This is a genomic window from Ottowia massiliensis, from assembly GCF_900240305.1.
GTDB lineage: Bacteria > Pseudomonadota > Gammaproteobacteria > Burkholderiales > Burkholderiaceae_C > Ottowia > Ottowia massiliensis.
In genome coordinates this window covers 181,195-193,296 of record NZ_LT964854.1, presented here as the reverse complement: position 1 = coordinate 193,296, position 12,102 = coordinate 181,195, and the positions used below count along the sequence as shown (strand labels likewise).

At 61.8% G+C, this 12,102-nt stretch carries 9 protein-coding genes and 2 pseudogenes; 3 read left to right on the top strand and 8 right to left on the bottom strand.

Annotated elements, in window-relative coordinates:
• The first annotated feature begins 2 nt into the window (after positions 1-2).
• The gene (locus C1720_RS00800; protein WP_102282898.1) at positions 3-389 is read left to right on the top strand and encodes a hypothetical protein; all 387 of its coding nucleotides are present in this window, start codon (positions 3-5) and stop codon (positions 387-389) included.
• Positions 390-556: 167 nt separating this feature from the next.
• Entirely contained in the window at positions 557-1,258 is a 702-nt protein-coding gene (locus C1720_RS00795; protein WP_102282897.1) for a hypothetical protein, read from the top strand.
• 116 nt (positions 1,259-1,374) lie between these two features.
• On the opposite strand, the gene cas6 is transcribed toward C1720_RS00795, so the two are convergent.
• From cas6 to C1720_RS12640, 7 genes and pseudogenes are all read right to left on the bottom strand, one after another.
• Positions 1,375-2,517 (bottom strand): CRISPR system precrRNA processing endoribonuclease RAMP protein Cas6, encoded by a 1,143-nt coding sequence (gene cas6, locus C1720_RS00790; RefSeq protein ID WP_158241601.1) that lies wholly within the window; start codon positions 2,515-2,517, stop codon positions 1,375-1,377.
• A 204-nt stretch (positions 2,518-2,721) separates the two neighbouring features.
• Complete coding sequence (cmr6, locus tag C1720_RS00785) at positions 2,722-4,032, bottom strand: type III-B CRISPR module RAMP protein Cmr6 (RefSeq protein WP_158241600.1); 1,311 nt, start codon at positions 4,030-4,032, stop codon at positions 2,722-2,724.
• A gap of 11 nt (positions 4,033-4,043) precedes the next feature.
• Positions 4,044-4,493 carry a type III-B CRISPR module-associated protein Cmr5 gene (gene cmr5 / locus C1720_RS00780; RefSeq protein ID WP_102282894.1) on the bottom strand — a complete coding sequence of 150 codons (450 nt, stop codon included), beginning with the start codon at positions 4,491-4,493 and terminating at the stop codon, positions 4,044-4,046.
• A 4-nt stretch (positions 4,494-4,497) separates the two neighbouring features.
• A pseudogene (gene cmr4 / locus C1720_RS00775) lies at positions 4,498-5,388 on the bottom strand (type III-B CRISPR module RAMP protein Cmr4); the annotation flags it as partial.
• 156 nt (positions 5,389-5,544) lie between these two features.
• Positions 5,545-6,999 (bottom strand): spermine/spermidine synthase domain-containing protein, encoded by a 1,455-nt coding sequence (locus C1720_RS14530; protein WP_233199985.1) that lies wholly within the window; start codon positions 6,997-6,999, stop codon positions 5,545-5,547.
• Between the two features lie 240 nt (positions 7,000-7,239).
• Positions 7,240-9,929, bottom strand: a pseudogene (locus C1720_RS14525) (fused MFS/spermidine synthase); the annotation flags it as partial.
• Positions 9,926-10,156: a hypothetical protein gene (locus C1720_RS12640; protein ID WP_146006796.1), complete on the bottom strand. Its 231-nt coding sequence runs from the start codon at positions 10,154-10,156 to the stop codon at positions 9,926-9,928. The pseudogene C1720_RS14525 and the gene C1720_RS12640, both read right to left, overlap by 4 nt.
• A gap of 365 nt (positions 10,157-10,521) precedes the next feature.
• Between C1720_RS12640 and C1720_RS00760 the strand changes: the two genes are divergently transcribed.
• Positions 10,522-10,764 carry a hypothetical protein gene (locus C1720_RS00760; protein ID WP_102282890.1) on the top strand — a complete coding sequence of 81 codons (243 nt, stop codon included), beginning with the start codon at positions 10,522-10,524 and terminating at the stop codon, positions 10,762-10,764.
• Positions 10,765-11,012: 248 nt separating this feature from the next.
• Here C1720_RS00760 and C1720_RS00755 read toward each other — a convergent pair whose 3' ends face one another.
• Positions 11,013-12,101, bottom strand: a complete 1,089-nt coding sequence (locus tag C1720_RS00755; protein ID WP_102282889.1) for a PstS family phosphate ABC transporter substrate-binding protein — start codon at positions 12,099-12,101, stop codon at positions 11,013-11,015.
• Position 12,102: the final 1 nt, after the last annotated feature.

Genomic DNA, 12,102 nt, shown 5'->3' with positions numbered 1-12,102 from the left:
TGATGTGCCTGCTGCTTTTCCGCCTCGCCATTCTTGGTCGCTGCCATAGCTCCGCCTGCGCCAAACTGGCGGCGCATCTGATCGCACGGCTGCTGCCAGTGGTGTTGATGGAAAGGCCGGGCGCTTTCAAGGCCCGCATGAGGTTTATTTGCTTTGCGCCTTGCAGCCCATTCCGATTGGCTTTTTTGCCTTCGCGGCCAGATTCTTTGAACAGGCTCTCACTGGCGATGTCCGTGGCGCGCTGGCGGCCGCCTTCTGGGCGTGACGGCCCGCACACCTTGCGCGAAGGCCGGGCCCTCTACCTTCAGGCCTGCCAGATCGGCCACATCGCAGCGCAAACTGTGATCTGGTGCGATGAATGCGGGCTGACGGATGGGCTGCGTGAATAATCGCTCCCTCGCGCCTTGTCTGTAAGAGCCTGTTCAAAGTGTTCGTCCACGGAGACAAAAGTGTGGATTCGGGCGGTCTGCGGCCCCCTTGCAGCCAGACTCTGAACAGGTTTCTGAAAACACAAGTGCCCGCTTTTGTTCAACCCATTGCCCCCAAGGAGCCAGCCATGCCCGCCATCCCAGCCGCCGCCCTCGCCTGGTGGGAAAAAACCGTCGAATACGCCTTTCTCCAGCAAGCCTGCCGCAAGTGGGGCGTCAATTTCCTTGCGCCGCTGGGCGTCATCACCTTGCAGGCGGGCGATGAGCCGCCCCGGCAAACCAGCCCCGCCCTGCACTCGGGCGCGTACAAATGGCTGCTCATCGAATTCAGGAAAGACAAGGCTGCTCTTGAAGCCGAAAAAGAGCGCTTCTACGACTACGGCGTTTCCCTCAACGTCATTGAAGACATGGAGCGCGCAGGTGAGCTTCAGAGCCACTTTCATCGCGTGGTCTATGGCAAGCAAAACGCCCAGGGCCGCTTGTGCCTGGGTTCCGCTCCCTACTGGCCCACGCCCCTGGCGCAGCGGGGCAGCAAGGCGGCTTTTCTGGAAAACGGCGTTGGCCTGCCCGCTTTCATCAACTACGTTGAAATCCTCATGCCCATGAAAAAGCCGGGGGAGTGCGGCGCGGCTTCCGCAATCGTTTTCGGCATCCATCGCCACGACCGCACCTGCTTTTGCATGACGCTGGATGAGTTTTTCAGGCAAGTGCGCCTGCTTGCCAGCCCGGTGGAGCTTGAACCCGAACCTGGCTCTGAACTGCCCCAGACGCCAGCCAGCGCGGAAGCTGCGCCTGAACCTGCGACGCAGACCGTGGCGCAGGCGGCCTGATTTGCCCCATCGGCTCGCGATTGGGTGCGGGCGTAAAAAAGAACAAGACTCAGGCGGGGCGCGGCAGCGTTGGACGCACTCACTGTCCAGCAGTGCCGCACGCAAAGCGTTGGCAGCTATGGCGATTGCAGAGCGAAGGCAGGGGCTGCGGGTGGCTTCGCGGATGCTGCATCGGCCAGTGCGGTCAGCGCATAGCGGCCCAGGCCGAAGGTGGTTTCCTTGCCTGCGTGCAGCCACTGGCCCAGGTGCAGCAGGCCGGCGAAGGGGGCCAGGCCATCGGGCTGCTGGCCGTGCAGGTGCAGCGTGCCGAGCAGGCCGCCCAGGTTCATGGCCTGCCGCTGGCGGCTGGAGTAGCGCGCCCAGTTGAACCAGCGCAGGCCGCTGGCGTCGAGCCGGATGGCTTCGGCCTGCGCGGCAAGGGCGGCAAAGTCCAGTTGCGGCGCGCCCGGGCCGAGCTGGGTGTCCATCAGCAGCTGGCAGCGGCGCGCCAGGGTGACGAGCAGGGCGCGGGCGGTGAGTTCATGCGCCTTGGCCGGGCGGTTGTTCAGTTGCAGGCGCAAGGGGGTGAGCAGTTGCAGGCTGGCGCTGCCTGCCAGCGCGGCGGGCGCGGGCAGCGTGGCGGCGCTGGCGGGCAGCGCCGGGGCGCCTTGGCCGGGCCGCCAGGCAGGGGCAAAAGTGGCGCCGAAGGATGCGGCGGCGCTGCCAGCGGGCTGTTCATGCTCGATGGACAGCAGGGAGCAGGGCGTGTGGCGCGGCCCCAGCCCGCGCTGGCAGGCGCGCGCAAAGGCCAGGGTGAGCGTGGGCAGGTGTTGCAGCGCCCGGCCAATGAGCACCAGGCCGAAGGAGAAGGTTTCGCCCTTGCGCAAGGTCAGGCAGGCGCCGCCAGCGTCTGTATCCGAATCCGCGCCTGTATTTGCATTCGCGCCGGTGTGTGCGCTGTCCATCTGAAAGGGCGGCGCGATGACGTAGGGCGCGGGCATCTGGCTGAACTTTTGCAGACTGTGCGCCGTTTGCGGCACGGGGGCGAACACCTGGCAGTAGGTGCAGCTTTCGCGCAAGGCGCATGCCTGGCCGCTGGCGTGGGGCAGCGGAGCCAGGTCCATGAGCGCATGGCCCAGCGCGCCGCGCAGCATGGAGCCGGCGTAGGGCGGCAGCGGCAGCGGGCCGTCCGCGCGCACAGTCAGGCGCAGCCGCACGGCGGGCAGGGGCGGCAGGGGCGGGCATGGCGGCGGTTCGGCAAGGCCCGTGGACAACAGCATTCGGGCATGAAAATGCTCCTGAAAGAGGAGCAAATTCATGGGGTGCAAATACCGCGTTCCCGCTTTATCCACGAGGACAGTATGCTATTTGAAAAGGAGCAAATTCATGGGTGCGCGGACAACAGGCATGAGCGGGCGGGGCAGGTGCGGGCGGCGCGCCAGCGCAGTGCAAAGGCGGCCGGTCAGGCACGGCTTGCCGGCCCCTCACTGGCCCTTGAGCGCGCCGAGCTTGAGTTTTTTGCGCTCGTCCTTGATGTCCACCCTGACCAGTTTGGGTAGCCAGGTTTCAATGGCTTCGGCGGCGGCGCGTTTTTCTTCGGCGCTCCAGTCTGCGCTTTCGTGCGCGGTTTTAGCCAGCTCGCGCGCTTTGCCGTGCAGCACGCCGTTTGGGGCTTCCTTGTAATTGGGATATTGCTCGTGCTTGGCGCGCAGCTCTTGCACGAAGGCTTCCACGGTTCGCATGGCAGGGCTGAGCGTGGCTTGCCGTGCCTGGCGTTCGGCTTGCTCCTTTTGTTTGCGCTGCTTTTCTTTGCGGTCCTGGGTGGCTTGGGCATTTGGCTGCATGGCCCCATAGCCCACGGCGGTTTTGGCGCCAAAGCCCAGCCATTCAAAGGCGTGTTCAAACGCGGCTTGCAGCAGCTTTTTCCACGCATCGCCTTCGGCCAGCGTGGGAGCCAAGCGTTGCAGGCGGGGCAGGTCGCACTGCACATGAAACGTCATGCCGCTGCCCGGCGGCACGGTGAGAAAACTGATGGGCGTGGGCTGGCCGCTGTCGTGCGGGGTGGCGCTGGAGCCGCTTTTCGAGTCTTTTTTCTGCTGGTAGTAGTGGCTCTGGTGCGGCGTCATCACTTCCACGTGCAGGCTTTTGCAGTGCTCGGGCATTTGCGGAATGACGTCCCAGAAGCTGAGCGCGCCGCGCATGTGCAGCGTGTCGCCGTCTTGCGATTCCAGGCCGAACAGGGCATCCAGCATGCTGATGGCCAGGCTTTTGCCATTTACCCTGATTTCAAACTGTTTGTCCGCGCTCCAGCCGTGTTCATTGCCCCATTGGCCCGATGCCAGCTCGCGCGCGGCTTGCCGCAGCACGCCCTTGACGCCGCTGCCCGCCAGATAGGGCAGGCCATAGGGGTTGAGAAAGGCAGAGCCGTTTTCCAGCGGGTGCTCGTTGCCCAGGCCCGTGGTGAAGGGCGCGATGGCCGTGGCATCCAGACTGAGCATGTGGGGCAGGTTGCTGGCCAGGTGCGATTGGCGGTCGGCCAAGGCCTTCATGGCCGCTTTGTCTTCGGGATTGAGCGCGGCAGCTTGCGCAAGGGCATCCACTTTGTTGTTTAGTTTGATTTCACGCTCTTGACGCAGCGGCCCTCGGACTTCATGGCTGATGTCGCTTGTGGTCCAGAGCAGCTCTTTTGTACGGCGATTCACGCCCCACAGCGGCAGCAGCATGCCAAAGCGCAGGGCGGGCGAGTCGTTTTTGAAGTTCCGTCCCAGATAGGCGGGCACGGCGGCAACAGGCATGGCGTTTCTCCTTATTGCACGCGGGCGGCGGCCATCTGGCGCAGCCATTTCAGCCAGGCGAAGGCTTCGGCATTGATGCGCTGGTAGTCGTGCGGGCTGGACTGCATGAGGGCCTGCATGAAAGCCTCAAAAATCCGTTGCTGGATTTGCCGCTTTTCTTTTTCGTCCCTGGCTTGTTCAAGTTTTTTTGCTTCTTCAAGGAAAAAGGGGGCAGCCAAAGGGCCAATCTTCTGGCTGGCAAGCCACTGGCGCAGATCGGCGGCCACTCGTTCGCAGTCGCCGCCTTTTTCATGGCAGAAAGCCAGCACCTGCATCAAACCGCTGTTCATGATGAGCGCGGGCAGGCCCTTGGCGAAATTGACGTGCTTTTCCGTGTAGTCGGCGCAGACATCCCAGGCGTTTTGTGCGCGCCGCTGCTCAAGCGTTTCTGGGCGCAGCTTTTGTTCTTTCGCGTTCGCCATAGCTTTACTCCTTGCCTTGGGTTTCTTTGGCGACGACTTTCGCCACGACCAAGCCGCGCCCCGTGGTGGCGTCGCCGCCGATTTGCAGCAGGCGGCCATTCAGCAGCTTATGAATCGTGTCGAAAACTTCTTCAGCGCTTCGATCGTTGTCTTTCTTGCCGGTGCGCGTCTGGCTGGCCAGCAGCGGGGCAATCAGCAGCGATTCGGGCGGAAGGTTCTCGGTGTAGAACAGGCCGCCGTCCTTGGCGGTGCCGGTTTGCTCATCAATGCGCACGTGCGGCTCAACCAGCATGGCGTGTTTGGCGAAGTAGCCAAAGTCGGTGTCGGAAAGAACGACGAGGTCTGTTTTGAGCTTGTCACGGAAGAACTGGAAGGTTGGCTTGTCAGGCAAAGCCTTTGAGGCCAGATCGTCTGTAATGGCGGCCAGCGGCTTGGATGCCTCGACGATGTATTCATATTCAAAGGCTTCCAGATGCAGCTTGCTGCCAGAAAGCAGACTGGTATTGGTCAGCAGGCAGTGGCCGTCTTCAACCTCCAGCGCGGGCCAGTTGGCGACAGCCGCGCCCAGATTCAGCAGCCGCTGCGCGCGCGCCAGCACTTGCGGGCAGGTGGCGTAGACGTAGCCGCCCTTGAGGCTGCGCACGGGCAGGGCTACCAGCTGGGCATCGCCAAAGCTCACGGCTCCAGCGTGCAGCGTGCTGCTTTGCGCGTCTGGCCCCAGCAGGCGGTCAATGTCTTCTTTTTTGCCGCCCAGCGCTTCGTAGCTGTGGCGCACCGCACCCTTGATGCCGCTGCCGGCAAAGCAGGGGTGATCGGTGTGGCGCTCGCGCTGGATGGGGTTGTCGATGATGTCCACGGCCTGGCCCGCGCCCATGTGGACGGGGCTGACGGCGTAGAGGAAAACGGCAGCAGTTTTTCAAACATGGGCGATGGCTCCTTGTTTAACTGGAAATAAAAAAGCAGAAAATGTTGGAAAGATTCATGACGTTTGCCTTTCTCGTTGCTTCAGACGTCATTTGTAGATGTTATTACTAAAAAAGAGAATGAATCTTCACGATGGATTGGAAATCTTCATGCGCGCACTTTCAACATCGGCCATTGCCAGCAGCAGCACACGCATTTGGGTAGAAGCAGGAGTTCCTGCCACATTTGCCCCTAGTCTTTTCTCGGCTTCCGCCATTTCGGCCCATTTTTCGTTGCGTGCAAAATCCAGCATGACGGCGAGCAATGCCACGTCATCAAACGGCTTTTTCCAGACGGCCTGGGCCTGCGGATTTCGCAACCATCGTTCAGCCAGCTCGCTTGCCTTTGCCCAGTCGCGCTGGGCCAGCGCACCGGTTAGAGCTAACACTTGTTCGAAATCCTCGGAAACATGCGTAGGTTTACAGGGTAGCCAAGCCGGGTTGATGAACACGCCCTGCAAGCGTGATGGCGGCAGGGCCATCAGTGTTTGTTCAGCTGCCTGTCGCAAGTTGCTGGCCAACAGGGCTTGTGCTGTTGTGCTGTCAGGCTGCGTGCAAACCTGCTGCGCCGCTTGCTTCAGCAGGTAAGCCGAAGTCAGCGCTTGAGGCGATTGCTCCAGTTGGCCAGGCAAGCTGTTTGTGCGCAGGAAATCGGCATAAATTCGCGCTTGGCGTGTATCGGTTTCTCCAGGGAAATGATCAATGTTGGATGTTTCAATATCGTCCGGCAAAGGTTGCCGGATATTCAGCGCATTAAGTAGCATGGCAGATGACATATTTGATTGATATGTCAGATTGGTTAGCGTAGATGCTACTTTGTTCATGTATCGCGTCACAGGCGCTCGCAGACTCAGAAGAGGGTGGTAATAGGAGTTTGCAGGTGTTCCAAACAGAGCGCCATGCGCACGCAATGTTTGTGCATTAGCAATTTTGCGTAACTGTAATTGCCCGGCGCTTGCGATGCCCAGTCTTTTCATGTCTTCGCCCACCAGTCCTTGCAGGATGCGCTGCGGCTTGATTTCAGGCAACCGTCCCTGTGGTGAGGCGACAATAATTAAATCTGCCGTATTGCTGATATATGCTTGGTAATCAGAAAATGCAGGCGTCAAGGCATTCATGATGGATGCTACCAGCGCATCGTCAATTTCATACAGCTGTACCCACTGCACGAACAGCCCGTCCGGTTTCAGATGGCGCGGAATGAATTCGTAAAACTCTCTTGAAAAGAGAGCACCCACGCCGCTGATCCAGGGGTTGGATGGCTCGGAGATGATGATGTCGTAGCGCGCCTGCTGGCCTGAGAAATAGGCCTTGGCGTCGTCAATGACGATGTTTGAGCGCGGATCCGTGTAGGCGCGTGCCACTTTGCTGCCGAAGGCGCGCGCGCCTGCCACCATGGCCGGTTCAATTTCAATGGTGTCTACCTGCTTAACGCGCATGTCACCCAGGAAGGTGTGCGTTGTCATGCCAGAGCCAAAGCCGATCACGCCTATGTCGCTGGGGCTGTCGTGCGCGGCCAGAGGCAGAGCGGCCGCCAACGTCATGGTGGGCTCATCGAGTGTCGGTTCTCCTTGTATGGCGATGGCTGCGTCTGGTTTGCCATTGGTGGCAATCAAGCGATTGAATCCGCCTTGCTGCACAACGGAAATGCTGGCTGTTTTGCCGTCTTTGTAGAAAATCACCTGGGCGTCACCGTCCAAAACGGTTGATCCGGTACGAAATACGCCGCTGGCCATTTTCAGCGGATCGAACTGCACCACGGTCATGCTCAATGAGGTGGCCAGCAAGACGCCTAGAGCGGCAAATGCCGTGCGCATGAGCTGGGGCCGGTTTTGCGCTTCGCGGCGCAGCAGGAATAGACCAATGCCCATGTCCACAAAGGCCGCCGTTACCAGCGCCAGCTTCAGTCCCAACACGGGAATCAGGCAGTGCATGGCCACGAAAACGCCCGCAATGGATCCCACGGTATTCCACGCATACACCTGCCCGATGGCGCGCTCGCCGTGACCGCTGCGCAGCAAGGTCACGGTGAACAGCGGCAAGGTGGTGCCCGCGAAGAATGCCGCTGGCAGCATGATGGCAATGGCAATGGCTGCCGTGCCCAGTGAATACAGCGTGTAGCCGCTGGCGGTTCTGTCCAGCGCGCCCATGATCCAGCTCACCCAGTCAAACGCATTGCCATACACCAGCAGCGACAGCAGCGCTGCCAGCCCCATGCCGATTTGCATCCATCCTGCCAGCCGCAGCGGGTCCGCACTGCGGTCAGCCTGCTTGCGCACCCACAGTCCGCCAAAGGCGATGCCCGCGATGAACGAAGTGAGCATCAGCTCGAAGGCATGCAGCGTGCTGCCCACGGCCATGCTCAGCATGCGGATCCAGACGATTTCATATACGAACGAGGCCGCGCCGGACAGAGCGGTGCTCCACAGCGTTACGCGCAAAAGAGTGCTGCCGGTGGCGGGTATGGCGGCGTCTGGTGTCGCAGATCCGGCTGTTGTCAGCGACGGTGCAGGTTCCTGCTCCGGCCTTTGCGCTTTGAACTGTGCTGCTTGTGCTGGCGCGGCAGGCTCTGGCTTGCGCGCCAGCCACCAGGCCAAGGCGGCCACCACCAGGTTCAGCGCGCCGGCCACAGCCACTGTGCCTGGCAGCCCCAGAGCGGGCAATAGAACGAAAGAAGCCGTCAGCGCTCCGGCCGCCGCCCCGATGCTGTTGGTGAAATACAGTCCGCCTAGCAAGCTGCCGTCCTGCCCCGGAAAGCGGCGAATCAGCCCGCCGCTCATCAGCGGAAAAGTCATGCCCAGCAAAACGGTTTGCGGAATGATGAGCGCCGCCGCCACCAGCCAGCGCACTACATCGGCCAGCCAGGCCGTGCCCGCTGCCGGGATGAGCACGTCGTAACTGAAGTTCGCGACAGACGTGAAAATGAAGTGGAAAGCCAGTCCCAGCAGGCCAATCACGCCTTCGGTCAGCGCATAGCAGCGCACCAGGTTGCGCCAGCGCTCGCCTGCATGCGAAATCCACATGGCGCCAGCGGCCATGCCGCCCATGAAAATGGCCAGCACCAGCGCCTGCGCGTAAGCGGCATGCCCCAGAAAAATGCCCAGATATTGCGACCAGATGGACTGGTAAATCAATCCGGCAAATCCGGACAGAATAAAAATCCCAAGAAGCAGGGTCTTGCTTTGAAAAGCAGGTTTCGATGAGTTGTTCTGGTTTTGCATTGGAAGGCTGGTTTCTGAAAAGTTACCAATTTGATTTGAAATGCACGGGCGGCAGCTTATCCATCCGTGCGCGACGGGGAAGAATTCGGACCAAGCGGCAATCTGCACGCGATTAAAGCCTTCGGCGCGACGGGCTTCGTCTTCACAAGGGGAGCTCAACAGGCCACGTTCAGCCAACTGGCGTAGGGCGTCGGGGCTGGCCTTGATCTCATCCAGCCAATAGACGCTGCCCGTGGGAGCCACGCACCGGGCGGGTATGGGCTGCCACCGGGCCAAGTCCCGCTCGGAGATGGTTTCATTGCGGGCCACGGCGGCAGCTGCCAGACGGCCTTGCACGCTGTGCAGGTCAAAACACCAGATATCGCCGCTTTGCTGCGTGAAGCTATTGGGCAGCCAGCCTTGCGTGAACAGACCGAGGCCGGTGAGTACCACCAGGCGGCAGCGATTTTGCTTGCTGATAGCGCTCCAGTCAGGCTGTGGCCATCGCCGCCCAGGCGCAGCAGGCCGCTTTCGGGCGGCTGCGCGTCAGGCGTGACAGATACGCCAGACACGGCGGCTACCAGCCCTACGCCCTTTGGCATGGCAATGGCGCGGATGGTGAAGAGCCGCCTTTCTGAGACGCTGTGGGTTTCTGCCGACAGATCCACGCCCACGCGATCGCCAAACTGTCTGAGGCTGCTGATGCGCTCGCAGTCTGCCGGATCAGACATTTGCCCGCACAGATATTTTTGCCAGCAGGCCTGGGTGAACCACCAGCCGCTGGCGGGTTTGCTGCGTGTGCCCTGCGCCAGCACGGACGCTTGTGGTAGTGGGCAGGAGCCAGCCAGCGTGGACGGTAGGGCAGTGGGCGTGAGCGCCAGCACTTGGGAAACCTGCCTGCCCTTTTGCTTGTCTTCTTCATTGTCTTCGTTGATCACCAGGTCGGCTAGCGGCGGTATCAGCAGGTCGGTGCGCTTTTGCGGCGCTTTTGATTGATCCGGCAGCTTGGCCACGTGCAGCGCTCGCAGGGTGAAGGGGCGGGGCTGCGCGGGAGTGCCCAGCGCGGGGTGCGGCTGCTTGCCACGGGCGAAGGCGGCCAAGTTTGTGCTCGCGTCGGCCAGCATGCACGAGCGGATGGTTCCAGCCACCACGGAGGGCCAAGGCGGCATGGCGGCGTCGCCATAGCTACCAAGGGCGCCAAAAGACTGGTTGCCACGCAGCAGCACATCTAGCGGTTCAATGCAGAGAAAGTGCAGATCGGCAGGGACGCTCATGCGGTGGCTCCTTCAGTGCGTTTTGGGTTGGACGCGTTACCGCTGCCGCCCTGGTTATCGGCAGAGCGGATTTCGTGGACGAGAAATTCGGCCACGGCGGTAAAGTTGCGTAGCCAAAGGGCGCGCTTGCCTTCACCTTCTTTCAGCACGAGCGCTACCAAGCGCAGCGCCAGACCGGGGCTTGCGCTTTTTGCGCTCGTGAGTGTCATCGTTGTCCAGCCAAGCATGTCCTAGCAGCCGCCCTTCTTTCTTGTTCGCGCATGGCGTGCACAGCAGCCGGGTCAAGGGTGCATTTCTGATTTGCCGCCCAGGCTACGCGCCGCCACTGCCGCAAAAGAGACTTGATCTGCGACGTGAGCCATCGGGAGTCTTGCCAAGCATTGCCCAAAAAGACAGGCATGCTGAAAGAAAGCAGGTAGTGGCGGACGAACATGGATGCTCCCGGCGCGCAAGGCGAATTGTTACGAACAGCTCTTATGATGATACATTGCGCAACAACAGGCAACAATAGAATTTTCAAGGCTGTTCAAAAAACACGACATGCGCATCGCGCAGGTTGTTTCAGGCTTGGTTTTTCACGGCGATTTCTTCCATGCGCATTGCCTTTGGCCTGATTGGCCTTCTTATTGCCTTGTTCATCGTGGCCAAACTGGCAGGCCGCTCTGCCCAGATGCTGACGCAGCCCGTGGCTGTGCCCGGCGCGCCCGCTGCCAGCCAGCCGGCGGGCAACGCGCGGCAGCAGGCGCAGCAGATTCAGCAGCAGGTGCGCCAGCAGTACGAGCAGGCCATGCAAGAGATGCAAAAGCAGCGGCAGGCGCTGGAAGAGGCTCAGTGACGAGGCAGGCCTTTTGCGGGGAGCAGAAAGGCCGCCTGCTGGCTTTATTTGCTCCTTGTTTAATAGCGCTATGTCCTAGTGAAATGAGCGCAAGCGCTGTTTTTTCACCCCTATTTATTTGCTATGAAAAATGATTGATGCGGAAGCGAAGGAGCGTGATCATCTGGCCTTGTTGATCTGGCTGCGTGGCGGGGCTTGAAGCGCTGTTCAGGCCGGCAGATTCTTGTAGTCAGAAGACAAACAGCTTCTTAGGGCGCCGCCAGCAATTTGCGCCGTTCGGCGGCCAGGTCGTCTGCGCTCAGGGGCACGTAGCCTTCGGGGCTGCCTTGCTGGCTGGCGACGATGGCCTGGCCTTCGCTGGAGAGGGCGAACAGCAGGTATTGGCGCGCGAGTTCGTCCAGCGGCTGGCGCGCGTAGAACTGCACGTGGTGCGAGAGCGGGTAGCGCCCCTGGCGCACGGATGGCAGATCGGGGCCGTAAAAGGGCTGGCCGGGCTGGGCGGCCAGGGGCAGCGGCCGCACGTTGGCGGCCACGGCGCTGGCGTTCATCCAGCCGATCAGGCCGATGCCGTAGGGGTCTTGCGAGACGGCGCGAATCACGTCTTGCCGCGAGGGCAGCGGTTCGTATTTGACGGAAAAGGGCAGCCCGCCCAGGCGGGCCGTGCGCACGCCGGTGGCAAAGCCGCCGTCATCGCGCAGGCCGTAGGCGTGGATGCGGCGGCTGGCCCAGCCGGGCTGCGTCAGGCCCAGCTGGCCCCAGGTGTTGAGGTCGCCGCCGGGCTGGCCGTCGGTGAAGATGCGGGCCACTTGCGCCATGTCCAGCCCGGCCAGCGGGTTGCTGGCGTTGACGTAAACGGCGGGCGGCGTTTTGTGCGGCGGGCGCGGGCCGTAGCCGCTGTAGCCGATGCGCACGGCCAGCGGCTCTTGCGAGCCTTGCGCTCCTTGTGATCTTTGCAACTGCCGCCAGGCGGCGCGGTCGCCGGGCCACATGTCGCGCGTCATGGGCGCCAGCAGCGTGGCGTTTGCCGCCAGTGCGGGCATGCCGGTGGATGAGCCTTGCAAGGTGGCGGCAAAGCGCACGTTCGGGTGGTGGCGGCTGAAGGCGGCGTTGAGCGCGTCAATCAGCGCCTGCATGCCGTCGTTGCCGATGATGTGAACGCGCCCGTCGGGCAGCACATAGCCGGCTTGCGCGGGCACGCTGACGGGCCGGGGCGCGTAGGCGGGCGCGCCGTTGTCCGCCGGTGGCGGGCTGACGGGCGTGGAAGTGGCGCAAGCGGCCAGCAGGCAGCAAGCCAGAAGAGGGCAGGCCAGGCGTAAAGGGTGTAGGCAGGCGGGCATG